Below are 23038 nucleotides of genomic sequence, written 5' to 3' on the forward strand. Positions count from 1 at the left end.
GCGATTATTAGTATTTGTTTTTCTTTAGTGCGAAATTGTTATGCTTATATATAGATTAAGTTTATTCACGGCGGTATTTTTTTTATTAACAGCATGTGATTTTTCCAAAAATACAGATGAAAAGTTTCTAGAAAATGCCACATGCACAGCCAATTTGCCTTGTACTTTTTCAAATGATGTTAAAGTATGGTTAAGCGAGAAAACTCTTTCTCCCGAAACTCCATTTACTATTTTTAGTGATTTGCCAACAAACCTTACAATTGAAGATGCCAAGCTTAAAGGCATTACTATGTATATGGGTTACATTCCTCAGCAATTTAAAAAACATAATGGCCTGTGGCAGAGTAATACCATGGTTGGCATTTGTTCTGAGCAAAATATGCTCTGGAATTTAGAGCTAACAGTCAAAGATAATACAACCTCTTTAATACAAACACTAAATTACTCTTTTTATGTAACGTATTAGGCTTAATACCTAACTTTCATGCAATCCATTTACCATTAGCAATTTGCATTGTTATCCATACGATTATTTAAGCGAGAAGATCACTAAAACTGCTATTTGAATCAAGTAGCCAATATAAGTTTTTATAATATGAAACTAATTCAATAAAGACACAGTTTTAATTGTGGCTGAACAAAAAGTCTAATCAAAAAAACCGCAAAGTAGTCAGATAAAGCTATTTAAGCACCAAACATGCGTAAATTCGGTTAGTAATTAACATTTAGTTTTGCGGTTTTAATAATTTGCTGTGATTAACTTGTTAATTTATCTGAATTTGGTACACAATTCGATTAGTTACATTGAATTACAAAGTTGACCAGTTTGGTTTCAACTGTGTTATTTAAGTATCTTAAATTGTTTATGCTATTGATATTTAAGTGTATTTATTCGTTAACAATGAAACAAGTTGTAACGTATGTCCCCAAAAGAGTTGTTCTATTTTGTTGGTTGATAAAAAGCGTACTGGCGTTAAGTTTTCGTTCAGTTAAAAGCGCCTAAGTTGCCCATCTGACTCACTATTCTTATAACAAGTGAGCATTACCAATAAAGGTAAACTTCAACAAGTAGGGTTCTTTCATGAAAAAATCAACTCTTGGCTTAGCTGTAATTGCAGCAATACCAATGTTCTCAAGTGTGCAAGTTTTAGCGGCTGACGAAGCAGCTACATCAATTGAAAAAATTCAGGTGACGGGCTCTCGTATTAACCGTACTGATATGGAAACAGCAAGCCCAATCACAGTTATCGGTGATGACTTCATTGCAAAAAGTGGTTTCACATCTGTTGCTGACATACTTTCTACTCAGCCATCAGCTGCTGGTATTAGCTTAGGCGCTTCAAGTAATAATGGTTCAGGTGGTTCTGCGACAGTTAACTTACGTGGTATGGGTTCGCAACGTACACTGGTATTATTAAATGGTCGTCGTATGGTTTCTTCAGGTACCGGCGCAGATTCTTCTGTTGATTTAAATACCATTCCTGTAGCAATGATCAAATCTATCGAAATCTTAAAAGACGGCGCGTCTGCAGTATATGGCTCTGATGCTATTGCTGGTGTTGTTAACATTATAACAAAGAAAGATTTTGAAGGTTCAGAGCTAAACGTTGAAGGAAGCCGCACTACAAAAGGTGATGGCAATAACTACGGTGTTAGTTTATTACACGGAATGAATATTGCCGATGGCAACTTAGTTGTTGGTGCTCAATACTCAAACCGTGGTGAAGTAATTCAGTCGGATCGTCGTTTTGTAGAGCCTGGCGAGTCTTCATTTATCCCTGAAGGAACACTGGGCGGCAGAACTTACCAGGGTAATGGTGTTTTTGCAGATAGAACTACTTCATACGACTTCACAACATCAAGCTATGCTCAAACACCTAATGAGCTATACAGCTTATTTACTAGTTTTGACAAAGAGCTAGACTCAGACACTACATTTAATGTTGATTTGATGTATACACGTCGTGAATCTAATCAACAACTTGCACCACAACCAGCAAGTATTGATTTAAGTACTTCTAGCTTGGATTCAACTTACACAGATAGCTTCCGTGACGCAGATACAGGCGATCTTGCTGACTCTTTAGAGTACAGAAGAAGAATGGTTGATGCTGGTCCTCGTATTTATGAGCAAGAAACTGACACTTACCGTGTATCTGTTGCATTACAAGGTTTATTAGATAACGATGCAAGCTGGGATGTAAGTGCAACTTACGGTCGTAATGACTCAAAAGATAAAGTTCAAAACTCAATTAATGCAAGTCGAGTTGAAGAAAGCATTTATGCAAACCAAGCTCTTTGGTTCAGCGGTGATTCTTTAGATCGTAGCTTATTAACATCTAACGATTCAATTTATACTGAGTCAAACGAAGGTGGTAACGAGCAATTTATTCTTTCAGCTGGTTACAGCGCAGTAACAGAAAGTGATATTGGTTACGCAATCGGTGTAGAAAACCGCTTTGAAAGTGGTTACTACACACCAGATCTAATTACTCAGCTTGGTGAGAGCACAGCTGCACAACAAGATCCAACTGAAGGTGATTTCTCAGTACAGTCTATCTACTTTGAAACATCTATGCCGGTATTAGAGACTGTTACCCTTGAAGGTGCTGCTCGCTACGATAACTACTCTACCTTTGGTGGCGAAACAACGTGGAAACTTGGTGCAACGTGGAATGTAACTGAAGAGTTTATGGTTCGTTCTGTATTAGCTACTGGCTTTAGAGCACCAAACGTATCAGAACTGTTTGGTGGTAACTCAGGTTCGTACGATTACCTAGCTGATCCATGGGGCAACGAACAAGATGCTCAAATACTTGTAAACTACACAAGTGATAACGATCTTAAAGCCGAAGAAAGTCGCTCTTTCACTTTTGGTATGGTTTGGGAAGTAGCTGACGGTTTATCAACAACTCTAGATTACTGGAAGTTTGATATTACTAATGCGATTACTCGCTTAGATGTTCAAAACGAAATGAATAGCTGTTTTGCAGGTGACTCAGAATCATGTTCATCAGTAAACATTACACAATCTGGTGACTTATCTAACCTAAGTTCAGCACTAACTAACGTAGGTTCTCAAGAAACGTCAGGTGTTGATTGGAATATTAGCTACTCTGCAGATAACTACCGTATAAACCTTGATACAACTTATTTAATTAAGTTTGAAGAAGATGACATTAATTACACAGGTACTATTGATGGCAACATCGGTGGTTACTCTAAAATAAAGTCTAACCTTTCAGTTAATTACGATCTAACTGATTCATTAAATATCCTTTATAACGCAAGATTCCTTCGTGGAATGGATGGTGACTACTACGGTGAAAACTTTAGTACTGACAACGTTATTTACCACGATATTTCAATGAGCTACAACTTGAATGATGCATTACGATTTACTGGTGGCATGAACAACATTTTCGATAAAGAGCCTGAGAAAGTATTAGGTGGTAACGATATGGGTACTGTTCCAGAAGTTTATGATGTAATTGGTTCACGTGTTTTTGCAAGTGTAAACTACAAGTTTTAACTAGCACATTAATCGTATTAAGGCTCAGTATTTACTGAGCCTTTTTTATTGAACAAAACAAAGGAGACAAGTACACTAAAAAGATATTTTAGAAGGAGAACTGATTGTTAAAACAAGATGAAAACTTATCTTTTGTCATTGAACCAGAGCTAACTCCTCGTTCTGAACAGCGCATAGATCTGTATTTTTCTATCCCTAATGAAATGGGGATTAATCCGCAAACGCTTACCGAAGAATCTTACTTTAATAACCACTTTAAATCACATTTAGCATACAACGCTAACAATATACACTTGCCATTAGTACGAAGCCGTTTTGTTAGTAAAAACAAAGGTGAGCAGCAAGATTACCGTCAAAACCTTAATTTATTTTGTTACCAAGTGCGTTTAGCCCTTGATGCCGACATTAAAGACGCGTTAAAAATTGATGAAGCAGAAGACTTTTATAAACGCGCTAACGAAGTATATGAACAAAGTGAAGGGCTTTTAAAAAAGCTGCGTCGCTACACACCAGATGACGAAAAACTACTTCCATTTTTTACCAATGCTGACAACTATTTAAGTTGGCATGTTGAGCAATCATTTTTAAAGCTTTTAGATGAAGGCCCACGTAGTAGCGATTATGCAAAAGAGCGTAACGATTTACTGCAGTTTTGTAAAAACGAAAATACGTACCGAGCAGAGAAAAGCTACAATTCTGAAACCACCATGCAAGACGCAAATCGAATAACAAATAAAATGCGCTTGTTACAACGTTTAATTGAGCATGGCGTTATATTACAGCGCCAAACGCGTTTTCTTAACAGCTACCTTAAACGATTAGTTAAAGGCACTGTAACAGCTGTTATCATGGCATTTGTGATGGTTGTGATACTTAATGCCCGCTCAACGTTTACTGAAGTCACCGCGACGCTTATTTTAATTTTAGGGGTCATTTACGGGCTACGTGAAATATTCAAAGAAGACATTACACGTATGATCTGGCGAGCTATTGTACAAGGGCGACCTAAGTGGCGATTTAGTTTTAAAAATAGTATTACCAAAGACAAAATAGCGAGTCAGCTAATTTGGCTTGAATACACACGCTTTAAAAAAATACCTAAAGAAGTTAGATCTATTTTTTCAAAGCGTCGTCAGCAAAATAAACAAGCCGCGCAGTGGTTACACTTTGCAAGTGAGACACGTGTTAGTGCAAAAGAATTTTTACCCGGTTACGATACACTGCAACAAACACTGCAATTTAGTCTTGCACCATTTGCGCGTTATTTAAAGCGTGGTGAAGGGAAGTTATATCATTTAGATAGTAATAAAATTTCTAAGCAGGCGGTTGAACGGCGCTATCAACTTAACATGGTGCTTGTGCTAACTGAGGAAGATAGAACACTCTACCAACGCTATAAAATAACGTTAAATCGTAGTAAAATCGTTAATATTGAGCTTATCTACTCCAAAAAATGAATTTTAGTAATTAAAAAAGGGACTGATAAAATCAGTCCCTTTTTTAAATTTATTTATTAGCTAAACCATGTTTACTATATAAAGTTACTTTGTTTGATACTAGCGTGATCTCGATATTTTTTGCTTCGTCGCCCCACACACAATTAGTATGCAGTGTTTTTTCAACACAATTATCTGCACTTCCCAAAATGGTTTCAACTTCAGTCTTGTCCATACCTACTTTGATTTTTTCGTAACTCTCAAGACTTACCTTAGAACAAGCCGCAAGGCTTAGTGTAGCTGCGATGATAAGGAGTTTTTTCATTGTTATATCCTACTTAGTATTAATGTTTGAATTTTCTGATTTGGACGATCATGCCCATTCGTGGGTGGTCAAAGTAATGTACTTCACCACTTATTACACGTCTAAACTGAGAAAAGCGGGCTGACTCTATATCGCCATTTTCTAGTTTTTGGCTAATATCAAAATTAGCTGTAATGTATAAATAATGTCGTAAGTGTATTTTGAATAAACCGTCTAGTTCCCATTCTGCTTTTGATTGGTTTGGGTCGTTAAATAATTCAGGTTGTGAATTTAATAAACTCATAAGATCAGGATTTGAATAGCTAGGGGTTACGTTGGAATCACTTTTAAGGTGTTTACCTGCTATTAAATGCATACTTGGAGCACGCGACTTACTTGCGCCTTCAAAGCGCCACCCAGTATGTAGAATAGGTGTTAATCCTTTGCGATCTAGCTGTCGGTACTGCGCTTTAAATTGCAGTTGTTCTGGCGCTAATAAATAAGTTTGCTGCATATCATCTTTAGCGGGTGCTAGAGGTGTTACAGGTAGCTCATCATAGCTTTGTAGGTAGTTTGTACTGTCACCGCATACACCCGATTGCGGGTTTGAATTAACTAATGAATCGGTAAAAGAGCGTTTTTGAAAACGCTCATCACCATCTATACAGGCTTGCATTGCTTGCTCTGTATAAAGAGGGGTCATTAAATCTAGAGAGTTTTTATCCTCAATAGCTTTGTGCTTAAGTGTAAAATCTTCTTGCAAATACGGAGCAGGGCGCTGCTTAAATACAAGCACCTCAACCTCAAACCAGCGTTCTGCAAATGCAGTGCTGCTAAACAAGCAGCATAAAATAACTAGCGATTTTTTTAGCAACATTAATGGCTAACCTTTTTTTCGAAATCTGCAATCATTGCAGTGACCATTTTTAAGCGTTCGCGAGCGTTAGCTTCACTAATTGCAAAGCGCAGTTTATTTGCGCCATCCATTTTGTACACCTTAGGCGCACTTTGTATCAAACCAATGATGAAGCTAGGGTTAACCTTAGTATCTTGGCTAAACTCAAAGTAACCACCTTTTGGATTTGCCTCAATTTTTGTTATCCCTAAATTACTTGCCTGCATTTTTAATAATTGTAGGCTAAATAGGTTTTTAGCGGCATCAGGCAGTAAACCAAAGCGGTCTATAAGTTCTACCTGTAGTTCATCCATATCATCAAGGTTAGCACAACTAGCAACTCGCTTGTACATACCTAAGCGTGCATTGACATCGTGTATGTAATCATCAGGTAATAGTGCAGCCAGTTTTAAATCTACTTCGGTTTGTTTTTTAAGTAGATTTTCAAGCGTTGGCTCTTTTCCTTCACGTAGCGCATTTACGGCTTGCTCAAGCATTTCCATGTACAAACTAAAGCCTATAGTTTGCATTTGACCTGATTGATCGTCGCCAAGTAACTCACCAGCGCCACGAATTTCTAAATCGTGTGTAGCGAGGGCAAAACCCGCGCCTAAATCTTCCAACGATTCAATTGCTTGTAAGCGTTTACTCGCGTCTTTAGACAGTGCTTTAGGGTCACCTGTGAGTAAATAGGCATACGCTTGATGATGGCTTCGACCAACTCGTCCACGTAATTGGTGTAATTGCGCAAGGCCAAGTTTATCTGCTCTATCCATAATAATGGTGTTGGCTGTCGGTACATCAATACCCGTTTCGATAATCGTGGTACATACCAGCACGTTGTATTTTTGATGATAAAAGTCAGTCATTATTTGCTCAAGCTCTTGCTCGCGCATTTGACCATGGGCTGAGGTGACGCTTGCTTCAGGCACCCATTCACTAATTTCTTGCGCAACACGGTCAATAGTTTCCACATTGTTATGCAAAAAGTAAACTTGGCCACCGCGTTTAATTTCACGCAGTACCGCTTCGCGTATTAGTTCTACATCGCGTTGGCGTACAAAGGTTTTTACCGCTAAACGTTTAGCCGGTGGCGTTGCGATTATTGATAAATCGCGCATGCCGCTCATGGCCATGTTAAGTGTACGCGGTATTGGCGTTGCAGTTAGTGTGAGTATGTCTACATCGGCACGCAGGGCTTTAATTTTCTCTTTTTGACGAACACCAAAGCGATGCTCTTCATCAACAATGAGTAAGCCTAAATCGTTAAATTTAATGTCATGCTGAATAAGTTTATGTGTGCCAATAACTATATCGAGTTTACCATTGGCCATTTTTTCAAGTGTGTCTTTTTGCTCTTTAGTGGAGTTAAAGCGCGAAAGTACACCAACTTCAATAGGAAAATCAGCAAAACGGTCTTTAAAATTTTCATAGTGCTGCTGAGCCAGCAAGGTAGTCGGCACTAAAATGGCTACCTGTTTATCATCGTTAACCGCTACAAAAGCAGCACGCATGGCCACTTCTGTTTTACCAAAGCCTACGTCACCACACACTAAGCGGTCCATGGCTTGTTTTGATTGCATATCGCCTAACACTGCTTCTATGGCGTTGCGCTGATCGTCAGTTTCTTCAAACGGGAAGCTATCGCTAAATTGGCGATATGCAGGGGCGTCTAGAGTAAACTTATTACCGGGTTTTGCTTGGCGCTGAGCATAAATATCGAGTAATTCGGCTGCTACATCGCGAACTTTTTCAGCCGCACGTTTTTTTGCTTTTTCCCATGCATCTGAGCCAAGCTTATGCAGAGGGGCGCTAGCTTCTTCACCGCCAGAGTAACGACTCAGCATATGCAGTGCAGACACTGGCACGTAAAGTTTAGCTTCACTTGCGTAAGTAATCGTAACAAACTCAGTAATTACACCTGCGGCATCAATTGTTTGCAAACCTTGGTAACGCCCAACACCATGGTCGAGATGCACAACAGGTTGGCCTTCTTTAAGCTCAGCTAAATTACGGATTAGCGCATCTTGGCTGGCTTCGTACTTGTGCTTGCGGCGTCTGCGCTGAGATACTTTTATACCTAGCAGTTCTTGCTCGGTAATAATAGAAAGGCTTGGTTTAGTACCAAGTACTACACTTTGCTCAAGCGGGCTTACTATTAAACCTACATCACTCGCGCTTTTTGTAAATTGTTCGAGTGTTTCAAATTCTTTAAATTTTAAACCGCTTGGTTTTAGAATGCTCAGTAATGATTCGCGACGACCATCGGATTCAACACTGAGTAATATGCGGCCTTTTTTCTTTTTTTGCTCTGCTACATAATTTATAAACGCGGCATAAGGTTCATGCTGTTTATGATCAATTCTAATCGCTGGTAGCTCGCTAACGCTTAAGTTTTTATTGCCCGCTTTAGTACCAAGCTTTGCAAGAGATAAACGAATACGTGCAAAATTGCCTAAATTAGAAAACAGCTCTTCAATAGGCTGATAAAGCGCATTGGGTTCAAGTAATGGACGAAGTGGGTCAACTCTGCGGTTCTCATAGCGTACATTTACATCGTGCCAAAAGGTGTCTGCCGCGTGCTCTAAATCACCCAGCTGCATAACAGTTGTCGTATCTGGCAAGTAGTCAAAAATAGTCGCTAGCTTTTCAAAAAACAACGGCATGTAGTATTCAACACCTGCAGGCCAGTTACCTTTGCTTACTTGCATGTATACAGAGTCTTGCTGCGAGCTTGCACCAAATTTTTCGCGGTAGCTTATTCTAAAACGTTCAATATCAGCGTCGTTAGTAGGAAATTCATGCGCTGGAAGTAGCTCAATTTTATCTACTTTTTCATCAGAACGCTGCGTTTCTACATCAAATAAGCGAATTGTGTCGAGTTCGTCATCAAAAAAATCGAGTCTAAATGGATGCGGGCTACCCATTGGATATAAGTCAACGATAGAGCCGCGTATAGCGTATTCGCCGTGCTCCATTACTTGTTGAACATTTAAATAACCAGCTTGCTCTAAGTTGTCACGAAAGTTATGTGTGTCTAGCTTGTCGCCCACTTTAAAGTTTATTGTTGAACCGTAAATAAACGAGGCCGGGGCTGTGCGCAACATTAAGGTAGATACAGGCACAATTAACACACTTTGTTGTTCTTTTTTTAAGGTGTTTAAAGTGGCTAAACGGGCTGAAATAATATCTTGATGGGGAGAAAAGTGATCGTATGGCAGAGTTTCCCAATCAGGAAATACCATTACTGGGTTATCGGGTAATAAATATTCTAATTCTGTTTCAAGGCGTAGTGCGCTTGGTGTATCAGGAGTAACAATCAAGACTAAGTTGTCTTGTTGTTTAACGCCTTCAGCAATGGCAATACTTAAACCACTTCCGCTTAGCTGGCCCCATTGAATTTTATCTTTTTGAGATTTTACCCAAGGCAAGGCTGCCCATTGCTCAAACGCCATTTATTACTCCATTTATAGTTGGCTCTTAGCAAGTAAGAGCCATCTTGAGTTAAGATTTCTTAGTCTCGGTATATTTTTGTTAGGTCTTTATAGTGATCAATTCTACGGTCACGCAAGAACGGCCAGATACGTCTTACGTTTTCTGAGCGTTTTTGATCAATATCTACCACTAAAATTTGCTCATCAGTATTATTAGCCTCTGCTAATAATTCACCTTGTGGGCCTGCAATGAACGAATTTCCCCAAAACGCAATGCCATCGCTTTGCGCACTTGGGTCACTTTCATGGCCGACACGGTTACAGCTAATTACTGGTACACCATTGGCAACAGCATGGGCACGCTGACTAATAACCCACGCATCTTTTTGACGAGTTTGCTCAGCAATGTCGTCGTTAGGATCCCAACCAATAGCGGTTGGGTAAATTAACACTTCAGCGCCTGCCATTGCCATTAAGCGGGCAGCTTCAGGAAACCATTGATCCCAACATACTAGCACGCCTAATTTACCCACCGAGGTTTGAATAGGCTCAAAACCGATATCACCTGGGGTAAAGTAAAATTTTTCGTAAAAACCTGGGTCATCAGGAATATGCATTTTACGGTATTTACCTGCAATACTGCCATCTTGTTCTAATACAACTGCGGTGTTGTGATAAAGGCCCGTAGCGCGTTTTTCAAATAAAGAGGCCACAATAACAATGCTTAACTCTTTAGCAAGCTCACCTAAGGCGTTACTGCTAGGGCCTGGAATGGTTTCGGCTAAATCAAATACGTCAACATTTTCGGTTTGGCAAAAATAGAGGCTTCGGTGTAGCTCTTGAAGTACAACCAGTTTTGCACCTTTTTGAGCGGCTTCACGAATGGCACTCATTGATTTTGCCATATTGTGCTGAGCGTTATCGGTATTGCTTTGTTGCACTAACGCAACGGTTAATTTTGCAGGGCTTGTCATTGTGCTGCTCCAGCTAAAAATCCACGAGGTAATTGCATTGTAATACAGTGCAGGCTGCCAAATTGTTCAATTATTGGTTGGCAATTAACGCCAATAATAGTGTGTTGTGGGTATGCTTTTTGAACTTGTGCAAGAGCACGTTCATCATTGGCATCATTATACGTTGGCACAAGCACAGCATTATTAATAATTAAGTAGTTAGCGTAGGTAGCCGGTAAGCGTGTTTGCTCATCGTCATAAGCGGCTTTTGGCCACGGTAACTCAATTAAGTTATATGGGGTGTTATCGGCAGTTTTAAAGGTTTTTAGTTGTTTTTCCATTGCATCAAGTGCGCTAAAGTGCTCATCAGTTTTATCGTCACACCGCACATATACAAGGGTATTATTTGGAGCAAAGCGCACTAAGGTATCAATGTGGCTGTCGGTGTCATCACCGGCTAAATAGCCATGATCAACCCATAAAAAACGTGTTGCGCCCAAGTGCTCTTTTAAAAGTACTTCTATGTCAGCAGGGTTTAAATCTGGGTTACGGTTTTTGTTAAGCAAACATTCGCTGGTTGTTAGCAACACACCATGCTCGTTTATTTCAATACCGCCACCTTCAAGTACCATATCGAGCGCTTGATATTGGTTGTTTATGCTACTTAGCTCTTTTACCAAAGTACGATTAATTTGATTGTCTAATGCGCTTTCAAATTTATTGCCCCAACCATTAAAAGTAAAATCATATACTTTTAGTTGTTCTGGTGAATCAATAGCGGCGCAAGTAAGCGGGCCATGATCGCGCGCCCAGGTATCGTTGGTAGGCGTTACTACAAAATGAACACGATTAAGAGAGATGTTAGCGCTATTTAGCAATGCTGTAATATGCATTTTTAAGGCACTGTTATGCGCCACAATAACAAGCTGTTGCTGCATTGTTATATGCTTAGCAAGCTCAATATATACAGGTTCTACACGTGCTAAATTATCAGCCCAATCTGTGTCTTTATGAGGCCATGTAAGCATAACAGCGTCTTGCTCGGCCCATTCTGGTAAAAGTCTAAAGTTCATGAAGTTTATATACTAATTAAGATGACGCTAGTTTAGCATTTTACATAAAGATGTCAGCTAATTATCACTGTTTAGGTTGGCTTGGTTTTGATCAAGTTCCTGACGTTTTTTAAGTTGGCGGGTTTGAGCATGTAAACTCGCTCTAACAATAAGTTCTTGGTCAGTGGTTCTAATTGCAGTAAAGAGCATGGTGTATTGATAATGTTCGCTATCTTGTTTTTCTACTGCCACAACTTCGGTGTAACAATAAACCGCAGAGGCTTCGTGGTGCAAAAACAGTTTTGTTCTAAACGCTTGGCCAATTGAGTGTGCTTCGGGTGATGTAAAGCTAATACCGCCACCGCCGTAGCTATCACATTGTATTGCATTATCTTGGGCTTGTTCTGAGGCCAAAATATGGCTCATTATTAAATCTATTTTACGTGACTGCGCTTGTAAAAATGTAGCTAGCTCTTGTGCTATATCGCCCAAGTTACGCAGTGGTCGTAACGAGCTTTGCTCAAGTTCACTTACTTCATTTGCTAATCTAAATAGTGGGGGGATATCGTCTTCTAGCTCAAGCTGCGATTTAGGAACTTGTCCGTTCGATACGGCGAATAAATTCACTCTTATACTTTCATTAATTTGAAAGTACTGTTCAAACTCACCTAATCTTTCACTATTCATTATGTTCTCCACCACGTATTTATTTAATAGTAGCGTTGTGAGTACTAAATTGCTAGCAGATAAAATAACTCATAGTGGGCTAAATGCTTTGTTTACATTCAATTTTTAACATACTGATTATGAAAATAAATACACTAAGACATATTTAGGGGTAGTTATAAAAAAGCGGCCAATGTCATCCTAACATTGGCCGCTTGGGTATTGATTCATCAGCGCATACTTATTTAAGTAGAGCGGCTAATTCATGTAAATCTTTCACAACGTGATCTGGTTTTTTAGCTAATGGGTAAAGTGCTTTACCTGGGCGTGCAATGAAAGTGGTTTGTAAGCCTGCTTCTTTTGCGCCAGCAACATCCCAGCCATGGGCTGCAACCATCATAGCTTCATTTGGTGCTACATTTAGCTTTTTAAGTACCCATTCATAAGCACGTAAGTCTGGTTTGTAAATTTTAATATCTTCAATGCTGTAACGTGCATCAAAGTAAGACATTAAACCAGCGCTTTCAAACTGTGCCTTTACACCTTTGTTTGAAGAATTTGTAAGGCTTACTAATTTATAGCCCTGAGCTCTAAGTTTTGCCAGTCCTTCTTTAACATCGCTGTGTGGAGGAAGCGTTAAAAGAGGCGTAACAATAGCTGTTTTAGCTTGTTCACTTGTAATATCAATATTGTTGTTTTGAGCAACCATAAGAAGTGATGCCACCCCAATTTGCCCAAAGTCGTGATAACTACCGCTTACTGTATCTACTAATGAATGGTGCAGCATAGTCGAAAACCATAGTGGTAATAAATCTTCACGCCCGCCTAGTGCTTTACCAATAGAGGTACGCATTGACGTTAAATCAAGTAGGGTTTCGTTTACATCAAAAATAAGCACTTTGGGCTTTACTTGTTCTTTTGGTTCATCAGCGACTGCATAACCAGATACAAGGCTTGTGCCTACAAGTAGTGAAAGAGTAAGTGTTTTTAACGATTTTAAAATAGACATTAGTTATTCTCCGATTCAAGTGCTGCCATAATATCAGTAGGTTCTGCGCGTAGGGTGTAGTCTTCGTTTAAAAATGCGTATGTAATAACACCTTCTTGGTTTATCACATAAGTAGCCGGTAGCGGCAATTTAAAGCTTTTATCGCCGTAGTAGTGTTCAAAATCAATACCAAATTGTGTGTATAACGCTTGAATACGCTCATCAAGTGTAAACAATAAACCAAATTGCTCAGCTACTTTATTACTAACATCTGAAAGCACGTCAAACTCAAGATCGTTTTTTTGTGCAGTTGAGAGAGTTTCATCAGGCAGTTGTGGTGATATTGCGACTAACTGAGCATTTTGAGTTTTAAATTGCGGTAAGTAGTCATTAAGTGCTTTTAGCTCTAAATTACAATATGGGCACCAGCCACCACGATAAAAGCTAATAATTACCGGGCCTTTTTTTAATAAATCCGCAAGCTCAATGTTTTCGCCGTTATGGTTGGCTAGGCTGAAGTTTTCTACCTTTTGACCAATTTGCAACGCATTGTCTTTAATATGCTGTGCAATAAGCTCTTCGTTTGTAGTGTTCATTAATGCTAAAACGTCAGCCGGTAACTTGGCATCTTTTTGTACGTTATAGGCATCTATTTGCGCTTTTAAACTCATGATTGAACCTCAATAATTAGACTATTTGCAATTATAGTGTTTTACATATTTAAATAAACATTGCAAAACTGAAAGCTTCATTCGAAAATGTTAAACATTGAAAAGTGCACAATGGCATCTTTATGTATAATTTAAGCGACCTAGAAACATTTATAGCAGTAGTTGAAAATAAAGGGGTGCTTGCTGCTGCGCGCGAGCAGCGTTTATCGCCTGCAACGGTAAGCCATCGCTTAAGTAAATTAGAACGTGAGCTTGCAACAGTACTTGTTTTTAGAGATAGCCGACGAGTACGGTTATCTCCCGCAGGTGAAATATTTTATACGCGAGTTGGCGCTATAATGGAGGCGCTGCACGACGCTGAGCATAGTATTGGTGCGCGTAGTTCATCTGTGAGTGGTTTATTACGCGTGACTATGCCCCCTTGGATTTTTTCAAAATACGTAATGCCAAGACTTAATGAGTTAGAGCAGGCCTATCCTGAACTAAAACTTGATTTTTTAATTACTGATCATTTTGTAAATGTGGTTGATGACGCACAAGATGTGGCAATTCGTGTAGGACAATTAAATGATTCCGGTTTACTGTCACGAAAAATAGTAAACAACAAACGTATACTTTGCGCAGCTCCTAGCTACATAAAAAAATATGGCATGCCTAAAAGCTTAGCTCAATTGAGCGAACACTATTGGGTTTGCCTGCCGTGGCAGCGCCAATTAAAGCTTTTTGATGAACAAGGTAAAACACATACTTTTAATGCAAGAACACGCTTTACTATTTCTAATTCCGATAATATGACTCAAGCAGCCATTGCAGGTCATGGCATTGCAATTAAATCAATGATAGCTATTCATGAAGATATTAAAAATGGCATTTTAGTTGAAGTTATGCCCGGTGTCATGGCACAAGATGATGCACCAGTTTGGTTTTTGCGTCCGCAAAATAGCTTAACTACCCGCAAAACCGATGTATTTTATGACTTTATGAAATCACTATTTTTGAGCTGCGAATAAGCGTTTAAATGAGCGTTTTACTCCAGTTAAAAACAAATAACCAGTAAGTTCGGCAAGTAAGGCAACTATAATAGCTGCAACAATGGCGGCTATAATAGAGTCTTTTTTTAAAATGATTTGACCTTCGAAGCGTTGCCACACTTGTTGCTTTACATCACTCATGCCACTGATCATAGTAAAAATATATGGAGATTGCGCAAACCTATTTACAGCGATTTGTAAGTCTTGTTGTCGTGTGTAAAGTGTACTGATATTACTTGCACCTTTATTCACAATCCCATCATCAATATTTTTATAGTGTTTAATTAGCTTATTTAAATCATTATTAAAATACTTAGCTGCATCGCTTTTAAAAGGCGCAATAGCATTATTAGCTTCAATTAATTGGGCTGATAATGCTTGGCCAAAATCGCTTACAAATGCAGGAATTTGCACTCCAAGTAGTAAACCGAATGCAAAGAAACTAAGCCGGATGTAATCTAAAAATTTACTCATTTATCTTTCTATCCATTTAAATAACCCAGAATTAACATTTGAGCTTGTTTTTATATCAAAAACTCGTAACCTGTCGGTAATAAAAATAACAACAGGTGGATGTTAAGGATGACGAAAAAAGTAAAATTCACGTCAACATTTGTTGATATATCTAAACAGCTCAAACGTTTTGTATCGCGCATTGTTCAACCCGACGATGTAGAAGATATTGTGCAAGAAACCTTTGTAAAAAGCTACGAAGCTGATTTAAAGCAAGATATACAGTTTACCCGCAGTTACATGCTTAAAACAGCAAAACACTTAGCACTTAACCATATAGCTAAGTGGGACAACAAATTTAATGATTCGTTAGAAAACGATAACGAATTACCGGTATTACTCAAATCAATGAAGCTTGAGGATGAATACACATCTAAAGAGCGCTTTTTACTTTTTTGTAGAGCTACTGAGCAACTAAGCTCATCGATTCGTAAATGCTTTATATTAAAAAAAGTTTACGGCATGAGCCAAAAAGAGATCGCAGACCAAATGCAGTTAAGCCAAAGCACTGTTGAAAAACACATTGCCAAAGGGTTGTTACAAACCATGTCGTACATGCGTGAACATGAGCAAAGCCCTCAAACAAACCCTAAAGCTCAAGCACACCCTATCTCAGTTAAGAGGGTCGCAGAATGAGTAATGTTCATCAATTTAATTCAAAAGATTTAATTTTAGAAAAGTCATGTGATTGGATAAGCGCGATTGATCGTGGTTTAACTGATGATGAAAAAGAGCAATTTAAATTATGGATGATGCAAAGCATCGCCCATCAAGACTCTATATACGAGCTTGCTCAGCTTTGGGATGAGCTTTCGGTATTAAATGAATTAAGTCATTTATTTCCTCAGCGTAACAATACTAAAGCATCAAAAAATAAGTGGATGTTTTCTTACTCAATTGCAGCGAGTTTATTTGCAGCACTAATGGTATGCAGCTACTTATTAATTAATTTAGAAAATGGCTATAACCAAGAGCTTGCAAAAGTTAATTACACTAAAATTTACAAAACAAAAGTAGGCGAGCAAGCAACGTATGTGTTGCCAGATGGCACCATAGTGCAGCTTAATACTAATAGCTTGCTAGAAGTTGCTTATAGCAAAGGCCGCAGGCAGTTATTACTTAGTCGTGGAGAAGGGCGTTTTAATGTAGCAAAAGATGCCACGCGTCCGTTTAGTGTTATGGCCGGCGACAAAAGCTTTACCGCACTCGGTACCGTGTTTAATGTACAGCGTAATACCTCATCAGATTTAGAGCTTGTTGTTACCGAAGGCAAAGTGATGATCACCGACCCTAGTGTAGCGGTTGATGCAAATGACTTTAAAGATTATCAGCTTGCAGATAACAGCACGCAAAAAATTCGTCAAATTAATGCCAATATTGTTACCTCAGGCGAAAAAGTAATTATAGAGCAGAGTGTTACAAAGCCAATTACCCAGCTTTCAATGAACGACGTACAACGCGATTTGGCATGGCAAAATGGCATGCTTATTTTTAATGGAGAAGAGCTAAGCGATGCTTTAAATGAAGTAAGTCGCTATACCGCCACACGTTTTGAGCTTTCATCAGCCGAGCTTGCCAGTATTAAAGTAGCTGGGGTATTTAAAGCGGGTGACGTTGAAGGTTTACTTGAGAGTTTACAAACTAATTTTTCGATTGATCATGAGCGTTTAGGTGAGCATGTAGTAACGCTAAAACACCATACAGAATCATAAGTAGACGTTATGCAAATCAAACTAATGTTAGATAAAGTTGCATCAATAAAGATTGAACGTAAAAAAACATTAAAAAAAAGAAACAAAACCATAGAGGATTTTTGTTTGTCAGCTGTTTATATAAGTTGCGCAGTAACCAAACGCATTTATTGAGTGGATTTAGTGTGCTTGTACCGGCTATTTTTAGCTTGAGTGTGCAAGCAGCAACTCAAACCACTGGGCAAATGGTGCAATTTGATATAAAAGCGCAGCGAGCAGACAAAGCCTTAATTGAATATGCTAAACAAACAGAGCAAACCGTGGTGTTTTCTTATGAGTTGGCAAAGCAGTATGACGCAAATTCAGTTTATGGATTTTACACTCAGCTAGATGCTCTAGAGGCATTATTAGGTGGGACTGAGCTCGATGCGGTTGTTGATCAAAATGGTTTACTGAGTATAAAACTCAAACAAATCAACAGGAATGATAACAACATGATGAAGCTTTCAGCGGTCAGTGCAGCAGTATTACCAGCTTTACTTGCAGTAAATTCGCAAGGTGTAAACGCAGCAGAAGAAGTCGCTCAAGAAAAAATTGAAAAAATTGCTATTGTCGGTAGCCGTGTAGCAGGACGTTCAGTTGAAGATTTACCCGTTCCAGTAGATATCTTAAGTGCAGAAGCGCTTGAAAATACAGGCCAAACAGAAGTTGGTCGTATGCTACAGTCTATCGCCCCTTCATTTAACTTTTCAAGCTCTGCAATTAGTGACGGTACTGATGCTTTAAGACCTGCGACACTTCGCGGTTTGGGCCCCGATCAAACATTGGTTTTAATTAACGGCAAACGTCGTCACCAAGCAAGTATTATTCATATTAATGGCTCTGTTGGGCGTGGTACCGCAGGTACTGACATGAATGCAATTCCAGCCTCTGCAATTAAACGCATTGAAGTATTACGTGATGGCGCTGCTGCTCAGTATGGTTCTGATGCAATTGCAGGTGTTATTAATATTGTGCTTAAAGATGGTAGCGAAGGTGGCAAAGCGGCTATTAACTACGGTCAATATTCTGAAGGCGATGGCGAAACCATTAACCTTGATTTTAATAAAGGCTTTGCGCTAGGTGATGACGGTTATTTAAATACAACGATTAATTACCGTGACCGTGCACCGACTAACCGTGCAGGTTTACATGGCTCTTGTCAGTTTTATGGTTGTACAGAACTAAGTGACGGCACTTTACTTGCTGGCGATCCGCGTGAGCTGACAGCCGATCGTGATACATTCAGAATTGGTGATGCTGATTCTCAGCAGTTTGGTTTAACAATTAATACCGGTTACGAGTTAGGTGATGGCGAGCTTTACGGCTTTATTACTTACTCAACACGTGAAAATGAGTCGGCTGCATTTTTCCGTCATAATGCAAATGCAGGTGGTAACCCAGTACTACAAGATAATGATGCGACGATTCCGCTAGGTTTCTTACCAAAAATTAATACAACTATCGACGATATCTCGTACAACTTTGGTTATAAAACTGAGTTTGATAACGATGCAAGCCTTGATTTATCATACACCTATGGTGAAAACAGCATTGATTACACGACAAGTGACACTATCAATGCCTCATACGCTAACTTTTTACGTTATGACCAAGGTTTAAGTGCTGCTGATATTCGTACAACAATCCCACGTGAAGCGTACGCTTACGGCATGGAATTATCACTGCAAACAATCAATATTGATTTTACGCAAAACTTTGATGATTATTCTTTAGCAATGGGCGCTGAAATCCGTACTGACGAATATCGCATTTTAGAAGGTAATGAGTACGCATACCGCGATTACGATACAACCAACGGTGTAAGTATTTACAACGGCTTAAGTGGTGGTGTTGGTTCTGAAAATGCATCAGGTGGTTCACAAGGTTTTGGTGGTTCAGCTCCTGCGTCATCAGTTGATGAATCGCGTGATGTAATTTCATTTTACATAGATGCAGAAGCTTATGTGATTGAAGATGTAATTTTATCGGGTGCACTTCGCTACGATAACTACAAAGGCTTCGGTGATACAGTAAACTTTAAGCTTGCTGGTAACTGGTCTGTAACCGACGATATTTCACTACGTGGTGCATTAAGCTCAGGTTTTAGAGCGCCTTCTATGCAACAGCTTTACTTTAATAACGTAAGTACGCAATTTGTTGTTGGTACTAATGGTAATTTAGTTGCAGAAGAGGTTGGTACATTTAGAAATGATTCAACACTTGCGCAAAGCTTAGGTATTCCAAAGCTTAAAGAAGAAAAATCACAAAACCGTAGTTTAGGTATTGTATATAACGTTACAGATAATATTAATGTAACCGTTGATTACTACTCAATTGATATTGACGACCGTATTGTAATTAGTGACCGCTTAGGTAAAGGTTTATCTACAAGCCTTGATGCTGCACTAAATAGTGCGGGTGCTGGCGTAGGTCAGTTCTTCTTAAATGGTGCTGATACAGAAACTCGTGGTGTTGATTTTGTAGCAACGTGGAACACTGAAGGTTTAGGCGGCACGCTTGATTTTACACTTGCAGCTAACTTTACTAAAACAGATGTTGTATCGTTATTTTCGCCTGCTGGCTCAAGCCTTGAGACAGTAAACGTAGAAGATATATTTTCAGCTGAAGACATCTCTATTATTGAAGAGTGGCAACCAGAGGATCGTATTAACTTAAGTGCACTTTATCAACGTGATGATTGGACAGTTAACCTGTCACTTAATCGCTTTGGTGAGTACACAGTAGAAGATGGTGGTCGTCAAACGTATGGCGCAGAAATTTTAACTGACGTTAAAGTTAACTACTTCGTTACTGAAGATTTGTCGGTAAACATTGGTGCAAATAACTTGTTCGATGTTTACCCAGATAAAAATGAAATAGGTAACTCTCGCTCAGGTACTATTGTGGATGCTAGTGGCAACACAGTAATAAGTAGCTCAGGTGTGTTTGACTACTCACGTCGTTCTGCTCCATTTGGATTTAACGGTGCTTACTACTACATAGGCGCAGAATACCGTTTTTAATTAATAACCTCCCTTTCGTTATTTAACTCAAAGGGCCGTAAGGCTAATGCCAGTCAGTTAAGCTGACTGGCATTTTTCTTTTTATGGGGATACTTAGATGGTTTTGGCTTAACCCATCGGGGGTATCTTCTATCCTCTCGTCTAGCTGGAAGCTTAAATAAGACCAGTGTATTGAGTAAGTGCTGCCAGTGTATTGGAATGTTCCCTGGACTCATTATAGATACTGACGAGAAATACTGAATGACAGCCATCGAACTGCTAGAGAAACTAAGCTGGTTAGGCCATATCCCTGTAACTGTCGCCGCCATCGTCATTATTCTTCGTATTAAATTATAGGCGAGTAACACGCCCCATAGCTCCTGACGCACCATGTCTGGACGCTTGCTTCTTAAATGGTATGCGCTATCAAGCATGGTTTGTTTGATTTCTCTAAACCCAAGTTCTATCTCCCAACGATGACAATATAATTCAACAATTTCATTACCTGGATAACGCAATCTATCCGTCATCGAGGTTAATATACGGTAGCTTTTGCCCTTTATTGTTTTACTGATTAATCTCGCTTTAATCGTTTCAGGAACATCGGGAAAGTTTTTTTGTGCATGCTTTGTTGTTTTCAATTCAATGATATGGTCATTTTTACCCGCGCTGGAGATGATTTCATACTGTAAGTCGGGCCTTGCTGGTATCAGCCAGTGCCTCATCTTCCCAGTTTGGTGCCAACGATTTAACAGGCCTAAAGAATAATATCCTTTATCAAACATAGTCAGTGAATTATCTGGTGTACGTTCAATTAAACGCTCAGCTAATTTCATCTCGTTGGTTTTATAGTTATCAAACTCGCTACTGAGCAGTTGATGGCTGGTCAATTCCATATGACAGACCATGCGTATTTGAGGAAAGGCTGTATCACCGTATTGGTTGCTACCAGAAGAGAAGGCTTTACGATTATCAGGCGTGTCGGCTGTTCGCCACACAACACCGTCAACAGCTAATAGGTTCAAGCCATTCCATGTTTCGAATGACTGTTGCTTATACATTGATTGAGCAGATTTATTGAAAACGTGTTTAACGGAATCATCACCTAACCTTTGTCTCGCTTGTACCATCGCACTTGGAGCAACGAGTTGGTTCTTGCCAGGTAACATGATATCTAGCTTATTAGCGATATTCCAAACCGATTCTTTTCGAAACAATGCCATGCCAATAACTGACCACAAAACGGCCTCAAGCGGTAACCTTCGCTTACGAACGGTTGCAATCCCAGCTTGTTGAAAACCTTGTTCAATGATTTCAGGGTCAAGAATTTCTGATAATTTTTCAAAGGTATGGTATCGGCTGCTTTCTTCAAGTGTTGCTTGCAGTGCTTGTTCTATATTCACAAAAAAATCCGTAGTTAGTTTCCTAACTACGGATTTTGCATGATCGTTTGGATCGGTCAATCGGTCATTTTCTTAACTGATCGGCATTAGGCCGTAAGGCCCTTTTTTTGGTTTTATATTGGGCTGTTTTATTTAGAAATCAAACTTATTGAATAATCATCGTATTGCTTAATATTATTCATTACACTCATTAAAGTATTATGTGTACTGTTTTCGTCTGCGGTTATAAGTACCGAACTTATTTCATATTTAGCCGCGAACATCGCTAAATTAGTCGCAACTTGCTCTAAATCAATTAACCTCCCCGAAAAATATATTCCGTTACTTTCATCAATTCTAAATAAAGCATTTTTAACAGGCTTATCTATTTGAGGGCTGTCGAGTGGTCGGTTTAATTCAATAGCCACAGGTTTTACAAAAGATGTAGTTACAATAAAGAAAATTAGTAAAATGAACACTATGTCTAACATCGGGGTCATATCTACATCAGCATTATTTTGTAGTTTGGTTAGTTTGTTTTTTATATTGGACCTTACTTTTAATTAAATGCTGCGGCGCCACAGCAAGGTTTTAGGTACATATTAACAAAATTAGCACAGCAAAAATAAAGCGTGGTTAAATAAATATTCTAATAACATTAAATATTTGTATTAATTATGTATTTAAAATGTGGTGAAATAAGGTGGTGTTTATACCGTTCTGCTTATATATGGGGTCTATTTAGTATCGTTATAATGTAATGCAATTTGTTAAATTGCTTAAAAAACTATGTAGATTGGTATTAGAGGCAATAAAAAACCCAGCTCGAGGCTGGGTTCTAGTTATGCACTATGTCAGCTTAATGCTTTTGCATACGGCTCATTTCTGCATGGCAGCTTTGCATTGTTAATAATGTTTTAGCCAGTGCAGCTTCGCAGTCAGCTGGTTGCGGTTTATCCATTGCTGCTTTAATTTCTTCAAGGGTTTTATCTTCTACCTCTTCAAGCTCTTTTACATACGTGCTGTCGTTGTGTGAGGTGAAAGTAGTCAATAGGGCTGTGTACGCACGTCGTGCTTCAACTGCGAAAGATGAGCCATCTTCGCGTTCGCCTTTTTCATTAATTGCATATGGCTGCAAGCGCTCAACACTCACTTTTCGGGCATCTATCATACGCTGAAAAAGTGCACCAATAGCAGGGTCTTCAACTTTTTCCTGTGCTTTTTGATAAAAATCGATGCCGCTGTTCATAACTTGAATGATGTCAGTAATATGATTTACTTCTGATCCTTGATGGGTGTTCATAATGACCTCTTTAATTAAATGAATGTATAGTTCAATTTAATAAAAGCAATGTATGTTCCACGTTTCAATGGTTGTGTAGTTATTTGATTTTATTGGTTTAATTTTGTTTCAGTAAGATGCTAAGTTAACAGGCAAAAAATTAA

The 23038-nt window shown here is 38.9% G+C and carries 19 protein-coding genes; 7 read left to right on the forward strand and 12 right to left on the reverse strand.

Annotation, left to right across the window (positions count from 1 at the left end; all coding sequences use genetic code 11):
• Positions 1–40 precede the first annotated feature (40 nt).
• The 3 genes from AAEY62_RS03175 (at position 41) to AAEY62_RS03185 (ending at position 4989) form a co-directional block, all read left to right on the forward strand.
• Positions 41–466 carry a hypothetical protein gene (locus AAEY62_RS03175; RefSeq protein ID WP_007585651.1) on the forward strand — a complete coding sequence of 142 codons (426 nt, stop codon included), beginning with the start codon at positions 41–43 and terminating at the stop codon, positions 464–466.
• A 615-nt stretch (positions 467–1081) separates the two neighbouring features.
• Positions 1082–3532 carry a TonB-dependent receptor gene (locus AAEY62_RS03180; RefSeq protein ID WP_007585660.1) on the forward strand — a complete coding sequence of 817 codons (2451 nt, stop codon included), beginning with the start codon at positions 1082–1084 and terminating at the stop codon, positions 3530–3532.
• 104 nt (positions 3533–3636) lie between these two features.
• Entirely contained in the window at positions 3637–4989 is a 1353-nt protein-coding gene (locus AAEY62_RS03185) for a hypothetical protein (RefSeq protein ID WP_007585662.1), read from the forward strand.
• 49 nt (positions 4990–5038) lie between these two features.
• On the opposite strand, the gene AAEY62_RS03190 is transcribed toward AAEY62_RS03185, so the two are convergent.
• The 8 genes from AAEY62_RS03190 to AAEY62_RS03225 form a co-directional block, all read right to left on the reverse strand.
• On the reverse strand, positions 5039–5293 hold the full coding sequence (locus AAEY62_RS03190; RefSeq protein WP_007585664.1) for a hypothetical protein: 255 nt from the start codon (positions 5291–5293) through the stop codon (positions 5039–5041).
• Between the two features lie 19 nt (positions 5294–5312).
• On the reverse strand, positions 5313–6149 hold the full coding sequence (locus AAEY62_RS03195) for a peptidoglycan binding protein CsiV (RefSeq protein WP_024590463.1): 837 nt from the start codon (positions 6147–6149) through the stop codon (positions 5313–5315).
• A complete protein-coding gene (gene mfd, locus AAEY62_RS03200) occupies positions 6149–9622 on the reverse strand; it encodes a transcription-repair coupling factor (RefSeq protein WP_024590462.1) in 3474 nt (1157 codons plus the stop codon). Before mfd ends, AAEY62_RS03195 begins: the two co-directional genes overlap by 1 nt.
• A 59-nt stretch (positions 9623–9681) precedes the next feature.
• Positions 9682–10575 carry a carbon-nitrogen hydrolase gene (locus AAEY62_RS03205; RefSeq protein WP_024590461.1) on the reverse strand — a complete coding sequence of 298 codons (894 nt, stop codon included), beginning with the start codon at positions 10573–10575 and terminating at the stop codon, positions 9682–9684.
• Positions 10572–11627 (reverse strand): agmatine deiminase family protein, encoded by a 1056-nt coding sequence (locus AAEY62_RS03210; RefSeq protein ID WP_024590460.1) that lies wholly within the window; start codon positions 11625–11627, stop codon positions 10572–10574. Before AAEY62_RS03210 ends, AAEY62_RS03205 begins: the two co-directional genes overlap by 4 nt.
• 57 nt (positions 11628–11684) lie before the next feature.
• Positions 11685–12293 (reverse strand): PilZ domain-containing protein, encoded by a 609-nt coding sequence (locus AAEY62_RS03215; protein WP_024590459.1) that lies wholly within the window; start codon positions 12291–12293, stop codon positions 11685–11687.
• A 220-nt stretch (positions 12294–12513) separates the two neighbouring features.
• A complete protein-coding gene (locus tag AAEY62_RS03220) occupies positions 12514–13281 on the reverse strand; it encodes a haloacid dehalogenase type II (RefSeq protein WP_024590458.1) in 768 nt (255 codons plus the stop codon).
• Complete coding sequence (locus tag AAEY62_RS03225) at positions 13281–13931, reverse strand: peroxiredoxin-like family protein (RefSeq protein WP_007585680.1); 651 nt, start codon at positions 13929–13931, stop codon at positions 13281–13283. Before AAEY62_RS03225 ends, AAEY62_RS03220 begins: the two co-directional genes overlap by 1 nt.
• 122 nt (positions 13932–14053) lie before the next feature.
• On the opposite strand from AAEY62_RS03225, the gene AAEY62_RS03230 reads away from it, so the two are divergent.
• Positions 14054–14941, forward strand: a complete 888-nt coding sequence (locus tag AAEY62_RS03230; protein WP_007585683.1) for a LysR family transcriptional regulator — start codon at positions 14054–14056, stop codon at positions 14939–14941.
• Here the strand turns inward: AAEY62_RS03230 and AAEY62_RS03235 are convergent.
• Positions 14921–15436, reverse strand: a complete 516-nt coding sequence (locus AAEY62_RS03235) for a DUF2937 family protein (protein ID WP_024590457.1) — start codon at positions 15434–15436, stop codon at positions 14921–14923. The genes AAEY62_RS03230 and AAEY62_RS03235 overlap by 21 nt on opposite strands.
• A gap of 108 nt (positions 15437–15544) precedes the next feature.
• Between AAEY62_RS03235 and AAEY62_RS03240 the strand changes: the two genes are divergently transcribed.
• The 3 genes from AAEY62_RS03240 to AAEY62_RS03250 all read left to right on the forward strand — a co-directional run bounded on the left by AAEY62_RS03240 (position 15545) and on the right by AAEY62_RS03250 (position 20231).
• The gene (locus tag AAEY62_RS03240; protein WP_007585687.1) at positions 15545–16111 is read left to right on the forward strand and encodes an RNA polymerase sigma factor; all 567 of its coding nucleotides are present in this window, start codon (positions 15545–15547) and stop codon (positions 16109–16111) included.
• On the forward strand, positions 16108–17187 hold the full coding sequence (locus tag AAEY62_RS03245; RefSeq protein ID WP_007585689.1) for a FecR family protein: 1080 nt from the start codon (positions 16108–16110) through the stop codon (positions 17185–17187). Before AAEY62_RS03240 ends, AAEY62_RS03245 begins: the two co-directional genes overlap by 4 nt.
• Before the next feature lie 125 nt (positions 17188–17312).
• On the forward strand, positions 17313–20231 hold the full coding sequence (locus tag AAEY62_RS03250; RefSeq protein ID WP_350634612.1) for a TonB-dependent receptor plug domain-containing protein: 2919 nt from the start codon (positions 17313–17315) through the stop codon (positions 20229–20231).
• A 53-nt stretch (positions 20232–20284) separates the two neighbouring features.
• On the opposite strand, the gene AAEY62_RS03255 is transcribed toward AAEY62_RS03250, so the two are convergent.
• From AAEY62_RS03255 to AAEY62_RS03265, 3 genes are all read right to left on the reverse strand, one after another.
• Positions 20285–21613 carry an IS4 family transposase gene (locus tag AAEY62_RS03255; RefSeq protein ID WP_010554630.1) on the reverse strand — a complete coding sequence of 443 codons (1329 nt, stop codon included), beginning with the start codon at positions 21611–21613 and terminating at the stop codon, positions 20285–20287.
• 128 nt (positions 21614–21741) lie between these two features.
• A complete protein-coding gene (locus AAEY62_RS03260; RefSeq protein ID WP_024590454.1) occupies positions 21742–22137 on the reverse strand; it encodes an ExbD/TolR family protein in 396 nt (131 codons plus the stop codon).
• 314 nt (positions 22138–22451) lie between these two features.
• Positions 22452–22895 carry a ferritin-like domain-containing protein gene (locus AAEY62_RS03265; protein WP_002961486.1) on the reverse strand — a complete coding sequence of 148 codons (444 nt, stop codon included), beginning with the start codon at positions 22893–22895 and terminating at the stop codon, positions 22452–22454.
• Positions 22896–23038 lie beyond the last annotated feature (143 nt).

The sequence above is a fragment of the Pseudoalteromonas sp. GW168-MNA-CIBAN-0100 genome (genome assembly GCF_040309225.1).
GTDB classification, from domain to species: domain Bacteria; phylum Pseudomonadota; class Gammaproteobacteria; order Enterobacterales; family Alteromonadaceae; genus Pseudoalteromonas; species Pseudoalteromonas arctica.